At 72.4% G+C, this 18037-nt stretch carries 13 protein-coding genes; 8 read left to right on the forward strand and 5 right to left on the reverse strand.

Going from position 1 to position 18037, the window contains the following annotated elements; all coding sequences use genetic code 11:
- Positions 1 to 14 precede the first annotated feature (14 nt).
- From QUV83_RS14080 to QUV83_RS14090, 3 genes are all read right to left on the reverse strand, one after another.
- Complete coding sequence (locus tag QUV83_RS14080; protein ID WP_289565403.1) at positions 15 to 977, reverse strand: aldose epimerase; 963 nt, start codon at positions 975 to 977, stop codon at positions 15 to 17.
- Entirely contained in the window at positions 974 to 3373 is a 2400-nt protein-coding gene (locus QUV83_RS14085; RefSeq protein WP_289565404.1) for a GH36-type glycosyl hydrolase domain-containing protein, read from the reverse strand. The genes QUV83_RS14080 and QUV83_RS14085 overlap by 4 nt, the downstream gene beginning before the upstream one ends.
- A 273-nt stretch (positions 3374 to 3646) precedes the next feature.
- The gene (locus QUV83_RS14090; protein ID WP_289565406.1) at positions 3647 to 6148 is read right to left on the reverse strand and encodes a GH36-type glycosyl hydrolase domain-containing protein; all 2502 of its coding nucleotides are present in this window, start codon (positions 6146 to 6148) and stop codon (positions 3647 to 3649) included.
- A gap of 184 nt (positions 6149 to 6332) precedes the next feature.
- On the opposite strand from QUV83_RS14090, the gene dcd reads away from it, so the two are divergent.
- Together dcd and QUV83_RS14100 are read left to right on the forward strand one after the other, a co-directional pair.
- Positions 6333 to 6908, forward strand: coding sequence for a dCTP deaminase (gene dcd / locus QUV83_RS14095; protein ID WP_289565407.1), 576 nt, complete (start codon positions 6333 to 6335; stop codon positions 6906 to 6908).
- Positions 6909 to 6912: 4 nt separating this feature from the next.
- Positions 6913 to 8040, forward strand: coding sequence for a hypothetical protein (locus QUV83_RS14100; protein WP_289565409.1), 1128 nt, complete (start codon positions 6913 to 6915; stop codon positions 8038 to 8040).
- Positions 8041 to 8059: 19 nt separating this feature from the next.
- On the opposite strand, the gene QUV83_RS14105 is transcribed toward QUV83_RS14100, so the two are convergent.
- Together QUV83_RS14105 and QUV83_RS14110 are read right to left on the reverse strand one after the other, a co-directional pair.
- On the reverse strand, positions 8060 to 8863 hold the full coding sequence (locus tag QUV83_RS14105) for a hypothetical protein (RefSeq protein ID WP_289565410.1): 804 nt from the start codon (positions 8861 to 8863) through the stop codon (positions 8060 to 8062).
- Positions 8864 to 8978: 115 nt separating this feature from the next.
- Positions 8979 to 11177, reverse strand: coding sequence for a (Fe-S)-binding protein (locus QUV83_RS14110; protein ID WP_289565411.1), 2199 nt, complete (start codon positions 11175 to 11177; stop codon positions 8979 to 8981).
- A 246-nt stretch (positions 11178 to 11423) separates the two neighbouring features.
- Between QUV83_RS14110 and QUV83_RS14115 the strand changes: the two genes are divergently transcribed.
- Genes QUV83_RS14115 through mnhG form a run of 6 tightly spaced genes read left to right on the forward strand, consistent with a single transcriptional unit; the run spans position 11424 to position 18021 of the window.
- A complete protein-coding gene (locus QUV83_RS14115; RefSeq protein ID WP_289565413.1) occupies positions 11424 to 14462 on the forward strand; it encodes a Na+/H+ antiporter subunit A in 3039 nt (1012 codons plus the stop codon).
- The gene (locus QUV83_RS14120; protein WP_289565415.1) at positions 14459 to 15013 is read left to right on the forward strand and encodes a Na(+)/H(+) antiporter subunit C; all 555 of its coding nucleotides are present in this window, start codon (positions 14459 to 14461) and stop codon (positions 15011 to 15013) included. The genes QUV83_RS14115 and QUV83_RS14120 overlap by 4 nt, the downstream gene beginning before the upstream one ends.
- On the forward strand, positions 15013 to 16599 hold the full coding sequence (locus tag QUV83_RS14125) for a Na+/H+ antiporter subunit D (protein ID WP_289565417.1): 1587 nt from the start codon (positions 15013 to 15015) through the stop codon (positions 16597 to 16599). Before QUV83_RS14120 ends, QUV83_RS14125 begins: the two co-directional genes overlap by 1 nt.
- Positions 16596 to 17183 carry a Na+/H+ antiporter subunit E gene (locus QUV83_RS14130; RefSeq protein ID WP_289565418.1) on the forward strand — a complete coding sequence of 196 codons (588 nt, stop codon included), beginning with the start codon at positions 16596 to 16598 and terminating at the stop codon, positions 17181 to 17183. The genes QUV83_RS14125 and QUV83_RS14130 overlap by 4 nt, the downstream gene beginning before the upstream one ends.
- A complete protein-coding gene (locus QUV83_RS14135) occupies positions 17180 to 17575 on the forward strand; it encodes a monovalent cation/H+ antiporter complex subunit F (protein ID WP_289565419.1) in 396 nt (131 codons plus the stop codon). The genes QUV83_RS14130 and QUV83_RS14135 overlap by 4 nt, the downstream gene beginning before the upstream one ends.
- Positions 17572 to 18021, forward strand: a complete 450-nt coding sequence (gene mnhG, locus QUV83_RS14140) for a monovalent cation/H(+) antiporter subunit G (RefSeq protein ID WP_289565421.1) — start codon at positions 17572 to 17574, stop codon at positions 18019 to 18021. Before QUV83_RS14135 ends, mnhG begins: the two co-directional genes overlap by 4 nt.
- The last annotated feature ends 16 nt before the right edge of the window (positions 18022 to 18037 follow it).

The raw sequence follows: 18037 nt of genomic DNA on the forward strand, positions 1-18037 counted from the left end.
CGTGGCGGAGGGTGTCAGCGCTCGAGCGTGAGGCTGAACGCCCCGGTGCGGGACTCCCCGGGATCGAGCACGAACACGCCCGTTCCGGGAACGCCGTCCTCGAAGAGCCCGAACCCGTCGTTGGCGTTGGTCACGGGCTCCACGGCGAAGTAGGCGCGGCGGCGCGGGACGTACACCACGAGGCTCTCGTAGACGGGGTCCATGTCCAGGCGCACACCGAGCCCGTGGTCGGGGTAGGCGATGCGGGCTGCGGGCTCGCCGTCGCGCTGCGCGGTGAGCACGTCGTCGACGAAGTCGGAGCCCACCACCCGGGCGGCGCGGTAGTCCGCGCGCGGCGGGATCTCGCCCGCGGGCCCGGTGGCCATGCCGGCGACCAGCGGGAACGCGCGGTCGAAGGGCAGCTCGAGCACTGCGTCGGAGCCGCCTGCCTCTTCCTCGGGGCCGGGTGTCCCGTGCTGCTCGACGGGCCGCAGCCGCCGCTCGAAGTACGGGTGGTGGCCGAACCCGGCGGGGAACGGCTCCGTGTCGACGTTCTCGACGGTGGTGGTCACGGTCAGCCGGTCGCCGTCCAGCGCGTAGGCGATGACGGCGCGGAACTGCCACGGGAAGTTCACGCCGACGAGGCTCCGGCTGTCGAAGGCCAGCTCGACGCGGTCAGCGGTGCGCTCGGTGACGTCCCACGTGTGGTGGCGGGTGGCGCCGTGGATGGCGGTGCCGTCGGAGCCGTTGTGGGCCAGCGTCCAGGTGCGCCCGCGGAAGCGCAGCAGGCCGTCCCGCACGCGGTTGGACCACGGGACCATCGGGAAGCTGGAGCACAGCTCGGGGTTGCCGTGGGCGGTCGCGCGGGTGGGGCGCAGCAGGTCGAGCCACTGGCCGTCCACGAGCACGCGGCCGTGGGACAGGGACGCGCCGCTGTGGGGCAGGACGCCCAGGCGCCAGCCCGACGACTCGAGCTCGATGACCGGGGCGCCGCTCATCCGAGCACCACCTCGACGAGCGAGCCGTCCTGGAGCAGGTCCGTGGGCGCGATGTCCCCGTCCACTGCCGTGCCGTCGACGCTGAGCATGAGCACTCCTCTGTTCACACCGTCTGGGTTGGTGACGTGGATCGTCACCGATCGCCCGCGGAAGTCCCGTCGCACGGTGAACTCGTCCCACCCAGCCGGGACGCACGGGTCCACCTTGAGGCCGGTGGGCACCGGCCGGACGCCGAGGATGCGCTGCGTCACGGCCACGTACGTCCAGCTCGCGGCGCCGGTGAGCCACGGATTGCGGGACTGCCCGAACCGCGGCGACGACGGGCCGTGCGTGAACTGGGAGTACACGTACGGCTCGGTCTGGTGCTGCTCGGCGGCGTCGTCGTAGCGGGCGGGCAGGTAGGCCCGGTAGTAGTCGTAGGCGCGCTCGCCGTGGCCCAGCATCGCCTCGGCGACCACCGCCCAGGAGTTCGCGTGGCAGAAGATGCCGCCGTTCTCCTTGTGCCCGGGCGGGAAGACGAGCAGCGACAGCCCGACGCCGTCCAGCGGGCGGGTATGCGGGGGAGCGCACAGGGCGACCCCGTGCTCGGAGGCCAGGTGCTCGTGGACGGCGTCCATGGCCTGCCGGGCGCGCCCGGGGCTCGCCGCCCCCGAGATCACCGCCCAGACGTTGGGCTCCAGGTAGATGCGGCCCTCGTCGGCGTCCGCGGAGCCGAGCGGCACCCCGACGGCCGAGATGCCGCGCACGTACCACTCGCCGTCCCAGGCGCCCTCGATGGCCTCCAGCAGCAACGAGAGCTGCTCGACGCACCACGCCGCCACGGAGCCCTGCCCGATGAGCGCCGCCAGCTCGCTGACCGCCCGCAGCCCGTTGGCCAGCAGGAACGTGGAGAACATCGACTCGCCCTCGACGCCGAACTGGAGGCAGTCGTTCCAGTCGGCGGCCAGGCCCTGCACCAGCCCGTGCGCGCCGCGGTGGTCCAACGAGAAGCGCAGCGCCTGCACCAGGTGGCCCAGCACGGTGTCCTCGCCGGCGTCGGCGTAGGGGAGGATCGTCGACAGGTAGTCCAGGTCGCCCGTCTCGTTGACCAGCGCGGTGACGGACATCGGCAGCCAGAGCGCGTCATCGCTGCGGTACTCCTCCAGCTCCGGGGCGCGCTCCTTGCCCGGGGTATGGGTCAGCGGGTGCACCAGCGGCAGGGCGCCGCCCTCGGCGGTCTGGCCGGTGAGCAGCAGGTTCAGGCGCTCGCGGGCGGTGTCGGGGATGGAGTGCACCACCGCGAGGATGTCCTGTGCGGTGTCCCGGAAGCCCAGGCCGTCACGGTCGCCCGCCTCGATCAGCGACACCCCGCGGGACCAGTTGAACGTCATGTGCGTCTGGTAGGCGTGCCACACGTTGACCATCGAGTCGAGCTGCGGGTCCGGTGTGCTGACCTGCAACGGCGCGAGCCGGGCGGCCCACTCGTCGCGCAACGCGTCGACCTCGGCGGCGATCCGCGCGGGCGCCGCATGGTCCGCGACCAGGTCCCGGCGTGGGGACAGCACACTGTCGCCGTCGTCCCAGGGCGCGTCGGGGGAGCCGACGCCCAGGGTGAAGACGATGTGCCGGGTCTCGCCGGGGGCCAGCTCGAGGCGGGTGTGCAGGGACGCGCACGCGTTGTCGCCCCACGTCTCGCTGCCGGAGCACTCGCCCTTCTCGACGGCCAGCGGCGCCGCCGTGGTGCGGTAGGCGCCCAGGAACGCGTCGCGGTCGGTGTCGAACGAGGCGACCTCGGCGCCGCTGAGCGTGAACCAGCACTCGCTGGAGGTGGCGCGCGTGCGGTTGACCCGGTGGATGAACCCGTCGCGGTAACCGGCCCGGACCACGTACTGGCTGTACTGCAGGTTCTCCAGGTCCTGGCGGAAGCCCCAGTCGTTCGCGAGCTCCGCGTAGGAGAACGCCGAGATGGCCCGCGGCTCGTCGCCGGTGTTCGTGATGCGCAGCGACCAGTGCTCGAACGCCTGGCCCCGCGGCACGAACATCGTCATCTCGGTGTCGATGCCCGCGTAGGACGACTCGAGCACCGAGTAGCCGAGCCCGTGGCGGATCGTCGCGCGGTACGCGTTCGGCCCCTCGAGCGGCTTGCCGACGGGCTGCCACGACGCGGACCAGAAGTCGCCCGTCACGTCGTCGCGCAGGTAGACGTACCGGCCCGGCTCATCCTGCGGCACGCCGTTGAACCGCATCCGCAGCAGCCGCCCCGCACCGCCGGACCGGTAGAAGCTGTACCCGCCGGCGTTCTGCGTGACGATGCCGCCGTACAGCCTCGAGCCCAGGTAGTTGCTCCACGCCCGCGGGGTGTCGGGCCGGGTGATGACGTACTCGCGCGCGTCATCGTCGAAGTGGCCGTAGCGCATCGTCGCCCTGCCTCGTCGTCGGGGGTCGCGGCGGCCCGGGGGGACCGGGCCCTGTGCGACGTCGTCGTCCCGGGGCCGCGATCATGACGCGCCAGGGGCAACGATAACGCGCATGGACGCGCTCCCACTACTGATTGGCGCTGGCTATCGGTCCTTCAGGGCGGCCAGTGTCGGCGGGCGCCACAGGCCCAGCCGCGCCACTGACGCCGCGGGCCGGGCGCCTGAGCATCTGCTGCTCGGGCGCCCGGCCCACGGGGGTCGGGACGTGACGGGTCAGAGCGTCGCGCGCACCTTGACCGTGGCGCCGGCCGGGGCGTACGGCACGACGTTGCCGTCGACAGCGACACCGTCCACCTCGAGGGCCGCGCGGGCGCCCGGGGCCCCGGAGTTCGTCACAGTGATCTCGTACACGGCGCCCCGCGCGCGGCGGGTCACGGTGTACTCGGGCACGTCCGGGCCGATCTGCGGGTCGACGATCAGGCCGTCATAACCCGGTCGCACGCCCAGCAGGTACTGCGAGACGGCCACGAAGTTCCACGCGGCGGTGCCGGTCAGCCACGAGTTCTTGGCCTCGCCGTGTCGCACGGCCTGCTTGCCCGCGATCATCTGCGCGTACACGTACGGCTCGAGCTTGTGCACGTCGGAGATGTCCTCGCGGTACGCCGGCGTGATCCGCTTGTAGTAGTCGAACGCCTGCGCGCCACGGCCCACCACCGTCTCGCCGATGATGACCCACGGGTTGTTGTGGCAGAAGATGCCGCCGTTCTCCTTGTAGCCCGGGGGGTACGTGGAGACCTCGCCGAGCTCGATCTGGTAGCTCGTGTACGCGGGGTACTGGAGCACCATGCCGTGGTCGGTGGCGAGCATGTCGTTGACCGCGTCGAGCGCCTTGATCGCGGGGCTGGCCTTGGCCTCGGGCGTGGTCGGGTCCGTGCCCTCGACGCCGATGCCGGCCATGACCGCGAAGCCCTGCGGCTCGATCCAGATCTTGCCCTCGGGCTTCTCGTCGGTGCCGATCTTGTTCCCGTAGAAGTCGTACGCCCGCAGGAACCAGTCGCCGTCCCAGCCGTGGGACAGCACCGCGGCGCGCATCTCCTCGACGGCGGCACGCGCCTCGGCGGCGACGTCGGCCAGGCCACGGCGCTCGGCCAGCTCGGCGTACTCGGTGCCGTAGAGGACGAACTGCGCGGCGATGAACACGGACTCCGCGACGCCGCCCGCCTGGTTCTCCGTCGTCTGGAACGACTCGCCCGGCTCGTTGGAGAAGCAGTTCAGGTTCAGGCAGTCGTTCCAGTCGGCGCGCCCGATCAGCGGCAGGCCGTGCGGGCCCTTGTTGTCGATCGTGAAGCGGAACGAGCGGGTCAGGTGCTCGAACAGCGACTCGGCGAGGGACTCGTCGTTGTCGAACGGCACCTGCTCGTCGAGGATCGAGAAGTCGCCCGACTCCTTGATGTACGCGGCGACGCCGGCGATGAGCCACAGCGGGTCGTCGTTGAAGCCGGATCCGATGTCGTTGTTCCCGCGCTTCGTCAGCGGCTGGTACTGGTGGTACGCCGAGCCGTCGGGGAACTGCGTCGCGGCGATGTCGAGGATGCGCTCGCGGGCCCGCTCGGGGATGAGGTGCACGAAGCCCAGCAGGTCCTGGTTGGAGTCGCGGAAGCCCATCCCGCGCCCGATGCCCGTCTCGAAGTACGACGCCGAGCGGGACATGTTGAACGTGACCATGCACTGGTACTGGTTCCACACGTTGACCATGCGGTCGAGCTTCTCGTCGGTGCTGGACACCGAGTAGCCCGAGAGCAGGCCCGTCCAGTGCGCGCGCAGCGCCTCGAAGGCGGCGTCGGTCTGCTCGGTCGTCGCGAAGCGGGCCAGGAGCTCGTGGGCGCGGGTCTTGTTGACCACCTGCAGCGCGGCGACGCCGGCGGCCTCGTCGGCCGGGGCCCACTTCTCGTCCTGCGGGTTCTCGATGTAGCCGAGCACGAACGTGTGGCTCGCGGACTCGCCCGGCTCGAGGGTGATGTCGAGGGAGTGCGAGCCGATCGGGTACCAGCCGGAGGCGACCGAGTTCGCCGACTTCCCGGCCAGCGGGACGGCCGCGTCGCCCAGGCCGTTGTACGCGCCGACGAACGTGTCGCGGTCCGTGTCGAAGCCGGTGGCCTGCGCGTTCACGCCGTACACGGCGTAGTGGTCGCGACGCTCGCGGTACTCGGTCTTGTGGTAGATCGCCGAGCCGGAGGGCCCGTCCAGCTCGACCTCGACCTCGCCGATCGACAGGTTGCGCTGGTAGTTCGTCTGGTCGTCCTGGGCGTTCCACAGGCAGAACTCGACGAACGAGAACAGCGTGAAGCTCTTCGCCGCGGCGGAGGTGTTGGTCACCGTGACCTTCTGCACCTCGGCGTTCTCCCCGAGCGGCACGAAGAACAGCGACTCGACCCGCAGGCCCCCGCGCTCGCCGGTGATCGTCGAGTAGCCCAGGCCGTGGCGCGCCTCGAAGTGGTCGAGCTCGGCCTTGACGGGCATCCACGACGGGGTCCACACGTCGCCGCCGTCGTTGATGTAGAAGTACCGGCCGCCCTCGTCGGTGGGGATGTTGTTGTAGCGGTACCGCGTCAGGCGGCGCATCTTGGCGTCGCGGTAGAACGAGTACCCGCCGGCCTGGTGGGACAGGAGCGAGAAGAACTGCTCGGAGCCCAGGTAGTTGATCCAGGGATAAGGCGTGTGTGGCGTCGTGATGACGTACTCGCGGGCTGCGTCGTCGAAGTGGCCGTACCGCATGCGTTATGCCTCTCGCGTACTCGGAGTGACCGCGCGTCCGGTGTTCTCCCGCGGCTGTGCGGGGTGTGGCCAACGCGGCGCTGGGTGGGCGCGAGAGCGCTCCCACGCGATCTCACGGGCACGAGCATAGACCCTCGCCTCGCGTGTGGGAACGATGGGCGCGGGTGACCGTTACGGTGGGCACGTGCTTCTCTCCGACCGTGACATCACCGCCGAGCTCGAGTCGGGCCGGGTCGCCCTCGACCCCTATGACGCGACGATGCTCCAGCCGTCCAGCATCGACGTCAGGCTCGACCGATACTTCCGACTCTTCGACAACCACAAGTACCCCGTGATCGACCCCGCGGCCGAGCAGCCCGACCTCACGCGGCTCGTCGAGGTCGAGGGTGACGAGCCGTTCGTGCTGCACCCCGGGGAGTTCGTCCTCGGCTCCACCTACGAGTCGGTGACATTGCCCGACGACATCGCCGCCCGGCTCGAGGGCAAGTCCTCACTGGGCCGCCTGGGGCTGCTGACGCACTCCACAGCCGGCTTCGTCGACCCCGGCTTCTCCGGGCACGTCACGCTCGAGCTGTCGAACGTCGCGACCCTGCCGATCCTGCTGTGGCCCGGCATGAAGATCGGCCAGATGTGCTTCTTCCGGCTGTCGTCCGCCTCCGAGCACCCGTACGGGTCGAGCACGTACGGCTCGCGCTACCAGGGTCAGCGCGGCCCCACGGCGTCGCGCTCCTGGCAGAACTTCCACCGCACGGAGGTCTAGCACCGTGGTCTGGCCCCCCGTGCTGCCCCGGCTGCCCCTCGACGACCCGGGCCTTCGCACCCGCCACCTGCTGGCGCTCCCGGCGGGCATCGGCGCCGACGAGGTCGAGGTCCTCGCGGTCAGCCGCTTCCCCGCAGCCCGCTGGGAACAGCTCCCCGGCATGCAGGACCGCGCCGCCGCCGCCCGCGGCCGATCGGCCGCCCCGGTGGAGCCCGGCGTGCTGCGCGTGTCCCGGCTCTCCACCCTCACCGGCCCCTTCGCCGTGGACCAGGCGGAGGCCGTGAGCCTGGGCCTGCCCGCCCAGACCACCGTCGTGTACGACGCCGCCTGCCCGCGCGAGCGTGGCGCGAAGCCCTACCCGGGTGGTGACCGCGACGGCCTCAAGCGCGCGTTCCCCGAGGCGATGCCGGTCCGCGAGGAGGAGCGCGTCCTGCTCTGGCTGGTCGCCGCCGCCCGACGGCTCGGCGGCGCCGTGCGCACCGGCGAGCACGGCACGGTGCTCCACCCGGACGTCGACGGGACCATCGACCTCACGCTCTACAGCAGCCGTTGGCTCGAGCCCGACGAGGCGCTGGCCGTGATCCAGCGGGCCGTGCCGCGTGCCCGGCTCGCGATGGACGGCAAGCACTGGGCCGGCCCCGCCACCGACGCGGGCCGCAGGGCGCTCGCCGGGAACATCGGCACCGGCCTGCCCGAGCCTGGCGGCGCGGGTCTCAGCGCGGCCCTCGCGCAGCACGGCGTGGAGGACGAGCGCGAGCGCTCCCGGCTCATCGCCGAGGCCCTCGCCTACGACGCCGCGATGCTCGCCGACCCGCCGCCGCGCGAGGGTTTCGGGGTGATCGTCGACCTGGGCGTCGACGGGCTCGTCGCCGTCGAGGTGGGCGCCGAGGAGATCCTCCCGCCGCTGCTCCGCGACCTGCCGTGGACCGTCGCGGGCGCCGTCGCCTACCGGGTGCGGTGGGAGCCGGCCGACGTCGACGAGCTCGAGCTCGAACGCCCCTCCTTCGCGCACAAGGTCGCTCGTGGGCGCGCCATCCCGCCCATGCAGGCGATCATGCGCGAGCTGCACGCGGCCATCGGCGGGGAGATCGCGGACGCCGCGGACTTCCTCGTCGCCCCGGAGGACCTCTAGCCGCTCGGCGGGTAGGCCCCTAGGGCGCCGGCTCCGCGGCAGGCTCCTCCGCTGGCTCCTCCGCTGGCTCCTCCGGCGCGGGCGTGCACGTCGGCGGAGGGCCGGCGGCGGCGTCCTCACGCGCCCCGACCTCCGCCTCGCGGGCGCTCACAGCGGCCTCCCGGGCGGCGACGTCGGCGGCGGCCCGCTCCACCTCGGCGGCCCTGGCCTCCACCTCGGCCGCCCGGGCATCCGACGCGCCCGACGACGAGCCCGACGACGCCGAGGTGTCGGCGGCGTCCTCCCCGCGCGGCGCCGTCGAGCCCTCCTTCGCGCGGACCGCTTGCTCGCGGGCCTTCACCTTCGCCTCCCCAGCCGTCAGCGCCGCATCGCGTTCCTCGGCCTTCTGCTGGCCCGCCGCCAGCGCCTCCTCGCCCGCGCTCACCGCCGCCTCACGGGCCGCGAGCGCCTCCTCGCGACCAGCAGACGCCTGCTGCTGGCCCTCCAACTCGACGACCTTCGCCTGCAGCGTCTGCGCTGCGTCCTCGGTGGCCCGCAGATCCGCCTGGAACCCCTCGGACGCGCCCACCGCCTCGTCGCGCTCCAGCGCGAGCTGCTGGACCTGTTCCGCCAGGGCCCGGTACACCGGCGTCCTCGTCACCCGCAGCGTCGCCGCCGACAACCCGGCGAGCAGTCCCACGGCCAGGCCCGCCACCAGGCACGCGATGAGGATCGGCCGGTCGTACAGCGCGCGCTTGCGGGCGGCGCCCCCGTGCGGCCCTGGCGGGGGAGCCGTCTCCCCGCCGCCCATGCCCTCGTGCTGCGTCCGCGCGTCGTCCACCATGGCTGCCCCCAGCCGATCGAGTCCGTCTTCCACGGTACGTCGAGGGCAGTGGCGCGCGCGGTGTGGGCCAGCCAAGGGCGGGGCAGCCGAGGGGCGGGGGCAGTCGAGCGGCGGGTCAGTCGCGGACGCGGACCCGGTCGAGCAGGAGCTGGGCGATGTCGACGACCTCGGGCACGCCCACCGGCGGGGTGGACACGCCACCGGCGGCGGCAGGTTGGGCGGCGACCCCGTCGGAGAGCATGACGGTGCAGAACGGGCACGCGGTGGCGACCACGTCGGCGCCTGTGGCGACGGCCTCGGCGGCGCGGTTGGTGCTGATGCGCGTGCCGATGGTCTCCTCCATCCACATGCGGGCTCCGCCGGCTCCGCAGCAGAAGGAGTTCTCGCGGTTGCGGGGCATCTCGGCGAGCTCGACGCCGGGCAGGGCGCCCAGGAGCTCGCGCGGCGGGGAGTAGATCTTGTTGTGCCGGCCCAGGTAGCAGGGGTCGTGGTAGGTGACGCGCTGGCCGTCGGCGGGGGTGCCGGGCTGCGGGTCGGTGGGGGTCAGGCGGCCTTCGGCGACGAGCCGGTTGAGCAGCTCGGTGTGGTGGACCACGTCGTAGCGGCCGCCGAGCTGCGGGTACTCGCGGCTGATGGTGTTGAAGCAGTGGGCGCAGGTGACGACGATGGCCTGCGCGCCGACCTCGTTGAGGGTCTCGACGTTCGCGGAGGCGAGCATCTGGAACAGGACCTCGTTGCCGGCGCGGCGGGCGGGGTCGCCGGTGCAGGACTCGCCGTCGCCCAGCACGGCGAACGAGACACCGGCGGTGTGCAGCAGCTCGGCGACGGCGCGGGTGGTGCGCTTGGCGCGGTCCTCGTAGGCGCCGGCGCAGCCGACCCAGAACAGGTAGTCGACGTCCGCGGCGGAGTCGACGTCGGCGCCGACCACCGGCACGTCGAACGGCAGGCCCTTGGCCCAGTCGAGCCGAGCCCGGGCGGGCAGCCCCCACGGGTTGCCCTGCCGTTCGAGCTTGGTGAACGTGCCGCCGAGCTCCTTGGGGAACGCCGACTCCATGAGCACCTGGTAGCGGCGCACGTCCACGATGGCGTCGACGTGCTCGATGTCCACGGGGCACTGCTGCACGCAGGCGCCGCAGGCGGTGCAGGCCCACAGTGCGTCCGCGTCGAGCACGCCCGTGCCGATCAGGTCGAGGCCCGCGTGCGCGTCGGCCTCGGTGGCGCCGTCGCCCGATGCGCGGGCCGCCTGCAGGTAGGGGGCGGTGGCGGCGGCGTGGTCCCGGAGCGCGAGGACGACGCGCTTGGGGGACAGCGGCTTGCCGGTGGCCCAGGCGGGGCATTGCTCCTGGCAGCGGCCGCACTCGGTGCAGCTCGCGAAGTCGAGCAGGCCCTTCCAGGTGAAGTCCTCGATGGCGCCCACGCCCAGCCGGGCGTCGTCGGGCAGGTCTTCGATGGTCTCCAGGTCCAGCGGGGCGCCGCCCACCTGGATGGGCTGCAGGGGGCCGAGTGAGGGCGCGCCATCGGGGTGGCGGCGCGCGTAGATGTTGACGACGGCGAGGAACCGGTGCCAGGCGACGCCCATGGTGGGCTGCAGGCCGACCACCACGAACCAGGCCATCGACATCAGGATCTTCACCGTGGCGGTGACGATGACGGCCGTCTCGAGCGTCGCCGTGGGCAGGTCTGCCAGGGCGGCGCCGTACCAAGCAGTGAGCGGGAAGTGCCACGCGCCAGCCAGGTGGGCGGTGGCCGCGTCCTGGGCGAGCAGGGCGTACTCGAGGCCGCGCAGCGTCAGCACGGCGAGCACCACCACCAGCACGGTCGCCTCGACGAAGTACGCCTGCGCGGCGTTCGACCCGAAGAACCGTGAGCGTCGCTGCTCGTCCTCGGGCGCGGAGGCGCGGGGCTGGCGGCGCAGCCGGATGCCGATGAGCGCGAGGATGCCGAGCAGGGACGCCCACGCGATGCCCTCGGTGAGCCACTCCCACGGTGGCAGGTGCCCGATCAGCGGGAGGGCGTAGCGCTGGTCGACCACCTGCGCGTAGCCGGTCACGAGTGTGAAGAACAGCACAGGGAACGAGATCATCACGGCCCAGTGCGCGGCCCGCACCACGGGGCGGCCCTGGAAGCGGTCGTGGCTGAGCGCCTCGTCGAGGACGATGCGCAGGCGCGGCCCGAGGGGACGCCACCGCTCGGGGGCCGGACCGCCGATCCGCACGGTGCGGATGATGGCGACGAGGCCCCGCGTGAACACGGCCGTGCCCAGCAGGGACGCGAGGGCCACGACGACGAGGCAGACGGTCTCCAGGGTGGTCACACGGCCACGCTATCGGGTCGGGCTGGGCGCGCGGTGGGCACGTTCGGGCCGGTCCCGGGCCTGATCGCACGACCGGGGCACCAATCATCGGTTGGTAGGCTGCCCTTCATTCCAGTCACGCACCGTGGTCGGCGCAATGTCGTTGCGCGTGCTTGTGGTTGCCTGCACCAACCAAAAGTCCAAACGCTTGCCGTGCCCATTTCCGGGCGCTGACCGACGACCCGCCCACCACAGGACGGAGCGGACGTGCTGACACTGCTCGCCGTGCATCTCATCGCATCCCTTGCTGCGCCTGCGCTGGTGCGGGCCCTCGGCCGCAAGGCGTTCTGGGTGCTCGCGCTGGCCCCCGCGTCCGTCGCCGTATGGGCCCTGACCCTCACCGACCAGGTGATGTCCGGTCACGGACCGGTCGAGGTGGTGCAGTGGATACCCGGCCTGGGCCTCGAGCTCGCGTTCCGGCTCGACACCCTCTCGTGGCTGATGTCCCTGCTGGTGGGCGGCATCGGCGCGCTGGTGCTCATCTACTGCTCCGCGTACTTCTCGGCCAGCGCCCGCGGCCTCGGCCGCTTCGCCGCCGTGCTGGTCGCGTTCGCCGGGGCGATGTACGGCCTGGTCACCGCCGACGACATGCTGCTGATGTACGTGTTCTGGGAGCTCACGACAGTGCTGTCGTACCTGCTCATCGGGCACTACAACGAGCGCAAGGCCAGCCGTCGCGCGGCGATGCAGGCCATCGTCATCACCACCGCCGGCGGCTTGGCGATGCTGATCGGCATCATCCTGCTCGGCTCGGCGGCCGGCACCTATCGGATCTCCGCGATCATCGCCGACCCGCCGCTGGGCGGCGCCGCGGTGACCGTCGCCGTCGCGTGCCTGCTCGTGGGCGCCGTGAGCAAGTCCGCGCTGATCCCCTTCCACTTCTGGCTCCCGGCGGCGATGGCCGCGCCCACACCGGTCAGCGCCTACCTGCACGCGGCCGCGATGGTCAAAGCGGGCGTCTACCTGGTCGCACGGTTCGCGCCCGCCTACGCCGAGCTCACCGTCTGGCAGGTCATGGTGGTGGTGCTGGGCTGCGGCACGCTGCTGCTCGGCGGGTACCGGGCGCTGCGGCAGCACGACCTCAAGCTCATCCTGGCGTTCGGCACGGTCAGCCAGCTCGGCCTGATCATCCTGCTGGTGGGGATGGGCACCCGCGCCACGGCCCTGGCCGGGCTCGCGATGCTCGGCGCGCACGCCATGTTCAAGGCGTCCCTGTTCCTGGTGGTGGGCGTCGTCGACGCCGCCACCGGCACCCGTGACCTGCGGCGGCTGTCCGGGGTGGGGCGCGCGCTGCCCATCACCGCCACCGCCGCGGGGCTCGCCACCGCGTCGATGATCGGGCTGCCGCCCTTCGCCGGGTACGTGGCCAAAGAGGCGGCGCTCGAGTCCCTGGCGCACCTCGACCGGGGCTGGGTGGGCACTGTGGTGCTCGCCGCCGTGGCCGTCGGGTCCGTGCTCACCGTCGCGTACGGCTTGCGCCTGTGGTGGGGCGCGTTCGCCTCCAAGCCTGTGATCCACGCGCTGCCCACCGACGCCTCCGCTGGGGCCACCGTCGCCGAGCTGGAGCAGCCGGCGCGCCCGGCCGCGATCACCAAGCCCGCGCCGCTGCTGGTCATGCCGGCCCTCGTGCTCGCGGTGCTCGGCCTCGCGGTCGCACTGCTGCCCACGTTCGGCGAGGACCTGCTCGAGCCGTACGCCAACACGTACCCGATCGGCGAGCCCGGCCACCTGACGCTCTGGGCGGGCCTCACCCCCACGCTGCTGCTCACCGTGCTAGTGGTGGGCGCCGGCCTGCTCCTGTTCGTGGCGAGGCGGCCGGTCGAGCGGTTCCAGGCGGCGATGCCCACCGGCCCCGAGGCCGACCGCGCCTACCGGCGCTTCATGCGCAAGCTCGACGAGGTCGCCGCGGACGTCACGGCGCTCACGCAGCGTGGCTCGCTGCCGCTGTACCTCGGCGGCATCCTGATGGTCTTCGTGGTCTCCGTCGGCGGCGCGCTGCTGACGTTCGGCGCGCTCCCCGACGACCTCAAGGCCTGGGACACCCCCGCGCAGGCGGCGCTCGGGCTGCTGGTCGTCGTCTCCGCGATCCTCACCGCCCGGGCCCGCCGCCGCCTCAAGGCCGTGATCCTCATGGGTGTGGGCGGTTACGGCGTGGCCGGTCTGTTCCTGCTGCACGGCGCGCCGGACCTCGCGCTCACCCAGGTCCTCACCGAGACGGTCACGCTGGTCGTGTTCGTGCTGGTGCTGCGCCGCCTCCCCCCGTACTTCTCCGACCGGCCGCTCGCCGCGTCGCGCTGGCTGCGGCTCGGCGTGGGGCTCATCGTCGGGCTCACCGTCGCCGGGCTCGCCCTCGTGGTGCCGGGCGCCCGCATCCACGTGCCCGTCTCCGCCGATTTCGCCGCCGAGGCCGTCGAGTTCGGCGGCGGCAAGAACATCGTCAACGTCACGCTCGTCGACATCCGCGCCTGGGACACCATGGGCGAGATCTCCGTGCTGCTAGTGGCGGCCACCGGCGTCGCGTCGCTGGTCTTCCTGCGGCGCCGCGGCGGCGCGATCTTCCGCACCGACGAGGCCGCCGAGGGGCAGCCGGTGTGGGGCGGGGGCGGCGGCGACCCGATGGCGGCGCTGCGCCGGCCCGCGGGCGCCACCGAGCCCGTGCCCGTCGGCAAGGTGACGATCAGCTCCCGCTCCCGCGAGTGGCTGCGCGCGGGGAGCACCCTGGCGCCGCAGCGCCGCTCGGTGATCTTCGAGGTCACCGTCCGGCTGCTGTTCCACACGATGGTCATGTACTCGCTGTTCCTGCTGTTCTCCGGGCACAACTCCCCGGGTGGCGGGTTCGCCGCCGGCCTCATCAGCGGCATCGCCCTGGTGACGCGGTACCTGGCGGGCGGACGTTACGAGCTGGGCGAGGCGGCGCCGGTGCAGCCGGGCCTCCTGCTCGGCAGCGGGCTGTTCCTGTCCGCCGGGGTGGGCATCTTCGCGTTGTTCGCGGGCGGCTCGGTGCTGCAGTCCTGGATGATCGACTTCCACCTGCCCGTGCTCGGCGACGTGCACCTGGTGACGTCCCTCTTCTTCGACGTGGGCGTGTACCTGGTGGTGATCGGGCTGGTGCTCGACATCCTGCGCAGCCTCGGGGCGGAGATCGACCAGCAGGCCGAGCAGGGTGACGGCCCCGACTCCTACGACGACGTGCCGGCACTGCGCACGCAGGGCCCCGGCGCCGGCGAGACGGGAGGCGCCCGATGATCGACATGACCCCCAACCTCGTGCTGGTGGTGGTGATCGGCGTGCTGTTCACCGTCGGCGTCTACCTGCTGCTCGAGCGCAGCCTCTCGCGGGTGCTCATCGGCGTGATCCTCATCGGCAACGGCGCGAACCTGCTGTTCCTCATCGCGGGCGGCGCCGCCGGGGCCCCGCCGATCGTGGGGGACGCGCCCGTCTCCGAGATGAGCGACCCGCTGCCGCAGGCCATGGTGCTGACCGCCATCGTCATCACGCTGGGCATGACGGCGTTCCTGCTGGCCATGGCGTACCGCTCCTGGCAGCTCCACCGCCACGACGAGGTGCAGGACGACGTCGAGGACCGCCGCATCGCCCGGCTCGCGGCCATCGACGAGCACGCCTTCACCGACCGCGACACCGAGGACGCCGGCGAGACGCTGGACGACGAGGCCGCGGAGACCCGAGACGAGACCGACGAGCTGCTCCGGGGCGCGGAGCCCTCGCTGCCCGCAGGCCCAGGGCCGGACGACGCCAACGGCGCCGCCGGACCAGCCGACCCTGAGGAGCGCCCGTGATGACCGACCCCACGTGGCTGGTGCCGCTGCCCGTCGTGGTGCCGCTGTTCGGCGCCGGGCTGGCGCTGGCGCTGTACCGCAAGCCGCGCGCACAGCGCATGATCAGCGTGATCGCGCTGACGATGGTGCTGATCGCCTCCGCGACGCTGCTGGTGCTCGCCGACGGCGGCCCGCTCGTGGTCGACGTGGGCGGCTGGGCGGCGCCGGTGGGCATCGACCTGGTGGCCGACCGGCTCTCGGCGCTGATGCTCACCATCTCCAGCGCCGTCACCCTGGCGGTGCTGCTGTACTCACTCGCCGAGGGCGAGGCGGATGGCGACGAGGCCGCGCCCGTCTCGATCTACCACCCGACGTACCTGGTGCTGACGGCCGGCGTCGCGAACGCGTTCCTCTCGGGCGACCTGTTCAACATCTATGTCGGCTTCGAGATCCTGCTGGCCGCCTCCTACGTGCTGCTCACGCTCGGCGGCACCGGGGAGCGGATCCGGGCCGGCAGCATCTACGTCGTCGTGGCGTTGCTGTCGTCGGTGCTGTTCCTCATCGCCATCGCGATGATCTACGCCGCGACGGGCACCGTGAACCTCGCCCAGCTCGCCGTGCGACTGCCGGAGATCGACCCGGGTGTGCGGCTGGTGCTGCAGATCATGCTGCTGGTGGCCTTCGGCATCAAGGCGGCCATCTTCCCGTTGTCGGCCTGGCTGCCGGACTCCTACCCGACGGCGCCCGCACCGGTCACCGCGGTGTTCGCGGGCTTGCTGACCAAGGTCGGCGTCTACGCGATCATCCGCACGCAGACGCTGCTCTTCCCCGACGGGAGGGCCGACGACGTGCTGATGTGGGCGGCGCTGGCGACGATGCTGATCGGCATCCTCGGCGCCGTGGCCCAGGACGACATCAAACGTCTGCTGTCGTTCACGTTGGTCAGCCACATCGGCTACATGATCTTCGGCATCGCCCTGTCCACCACGATGGGCTGGACGGCGTCGATCTACTACGTGGCGCACCACATCACCGTGCAGACGGCGCTGTTCCTGGTGGTGGGGCTGATCGAGAGACGGGGCGGGTCCACCAGCCTCGACCGGCTCGGCGGGCTCGCGAAGCTGGCGCCGGTGCTCGCGATCCTGTTCTTCATCCCGGCGATGAACCTGTCGGGCATCCCGCCGCTGTCCGGGTTCCTCGGCAAGGTGGGCCTGCTGCAGGCCGGTGTCGAGGTCGGCACACCCCTCGCGTACACGCTCGTCGCCGGTGGGGTCGTGACGTCGCTGCTCACGCTGTACGCCCTGGTGAAGGCCTGGAACAAGGCGTTCTGGCAGACGCCGCCCGCCGAGCTGCCCGACACGCGCCTGCCCGGCGGGATGATCGGCCCCACGGCGGCGCTCGTCGGCCTGGGCCTGGCCCTGACGATCGCCGGCGGGCCGCTGTACGCGTACACCGAGCGGGCCGCCATCGCGCTGCAGGAGCGCTCGCCGTACATCGACGCGGTGCTGCCCGACGGCGAGCGCGGCGCCGGGGAGTCGGCTGACTCCGTCTCCGACCAGACGCCCGCGGACCTCGAGCCGACTCAGGAAGCGGAGGTGCGCCCGTGAGCCCGTCGCGTCGCAGGTCGCTGATCCGCCAGTGGCCCACCATCGTGTGGCTGGCCTTCGTGTGGGTGCTGCTCTGGGGCCGTCCGACGGTGGCGAACGCCCTGATCGGCCTCCTGCTGGGCGCGCTCGTGACAGCGACCCTGCGGATGACGCCGATCGCCTTCCACGGCAAGGTGCGCCCCCTGGGCCTGCTGCACCTCATCGCGCGCTTCGCGATCGACCTGGTGCGGGCCTCGTTCGAGGTGAGCATCGTCGCCCTGCGGCCGCGCCACGTGCCGCACGGCGCGGTGATCGGCGTGCAGCTCCGCAGCCACTCCGACCTCTACCTCACCCTCACCTCCGAGTTGTGCTCGCTGGTGCCGGGCTCGCTGGTGGTCGAGGCGCACCGGCTCACCGGCAAGCTGTACCTGCACGTGCTGGACGTCGAGCAGTCCGGCGGCGTGGAGGCGGCCCGCCAGACGGTGCTGGACCAGGAGGAGCGGGTGCTGCGCGCGCTCGCCTCCGATGACGAGCTGCGCCAGGCGGGGCTGCCGTTGCGGCCCACCCGCCGCCGGGGCCGACGCGTGGAAGGGGTGAGCGCATGAGCGGCTGGGTGGTGATCCTGTGCGGCGCGCTGCTGCTGGCTGGCTGCGTCCTCGCCGTCATCCGCATCGAGAAGGGTCCGTCGATGCTCGACCGGACCATCGCGCTCGACATCGTCGTGGCGACGATGATCTCCGCGGGGGCGCTCTACGCCGCCGTGCAGCGCCGTGCCGACATCGTGCCGATCCTGGTCGCGCTCGCGCTGGTCGGGTTCGTCGCGTCGGTGACCATCGCACGGTTCGCCGCCGTCGAGCCGGAGGGCGAGGGACGGGTGCGCACCCGCGAGGAGATCGCCGCCGAAGAGGCTGAGCGGCTCCGCCGGGAGGAGGCCGCCGGGCCGAGCGCCGACCCGGAGGACCAGGATGGCGCCGAGTCGCAGGGCGGGGTCCGATGAGCATCGAGTGGACGACAGTGGCCGACGTGATCGCGTCGGTGTGCATGATCGGCGGGGCGTTCCTGGCCTTCGCCGCCGGGGTCGGGGTGCTGCGCTTCCCCGATCTGCTGTCGCGGATGCACGCCGGCACCAAGCCCCAGGTGCTGGGGCTGGTGCTGGTGATGATCGGCCTGGGGTTGCGGATCGGGCCGGGCCCGGAGGCGGGGGCCCTCGTCCTCGTGGTGCTGTTCCAGCTCATCACCGCGCCGGTGGCCGCCCACATGGTGGGCCGGGCCGGCTACCGCACGGGCAAGGTCCGCAAGGACTTGCTGGTGGTGGACGAGCTCACCATCGACCAGGCGCGGGCCGACAGCACCGAGCCCCAGAACGTCGCCCCGCCGGTGCCGGACAACGAGCAGCGGCCGGAGCCGGGCACGCGCCCCGGCGAGAAGCCCGACTTCGACTGACCGCCAGCCGCAGGCC

Origin of the sequence: Cellulomonas cellasea, assembly GCF_030372105.1 — a bacterium.
In the GTDB taxonomy this organism is placed as follows: domain Bacteria; phylum Actinomycetota; class Actinomycetes; order Actinomycetales; family Cellulomonadaceae; genus Cellulomonas_A; species Cellulomonas_A cellasea_A.

What these genes read in the sequence shown, in the direction of transcription:
- QUV83_RS14085 (WP_289565404.1), bottom strand. Translation starts at nt 3,373, where the DNA reads ATGCGCTACGGCCACTTCGACGATGACGCGCGCGAGTACGTCATCACC.
- QUV83_RS14135 (WP_289565419.1), top strand. Translation starts at nt 17,180, where the DNA reads ATGAGCGGCTGGGTGGTGATCCTGTGCGGCGCGCTGCTGCTGGCTGGC.
- QUV83_RS14090 (WP_289565406.1), bottom strand. Translation starts at nt 6,148, where the DNA reads ATGCGGTACGGCCACTTCGACGACGCAGCCCGCGAGTACGTCATCACG.
- QUV83_RS14105 (WP_289565410.1), bottom strand. Translation starts at nt 8,863, where the DNA reads ATGGTGGACGACGCGCGGACGCAGCACGAGGGCATGGGCGGCGGGGAG.
- QUV83_RS14125 (WP_289565417.1), top strand. Translation starts at nt 15,013, where the DNA reads ATGACCGACCCCACGTGGCTGGTGCCGCTGCCCGTCGTGGTGCCGCTG.
- QUV83_RS14080 (WP_289565403.1), bottom strand. Translation starts at nt 977, where the DNA reads ATGAGCGGCGCCCCGGTCATCGAGCTCGAGTCGTCGGGCTGGCGCCTG.
- mnhG (WP_289565421.1), top strand. Translation starts at nt 17,572, where the DNA reads ATGAGCATCGAGTGGACGACAGTGGCCGACGTGATCGCGTCGGTGTGC.
- QUV83_RS14120 (WP_289565415.1), top strand. Translation starts at nt 14,459, where the DNA reads ATGATCGACATGACCCCCAACCTCGTGCTGGTGGTGGTGATCGGCGTG.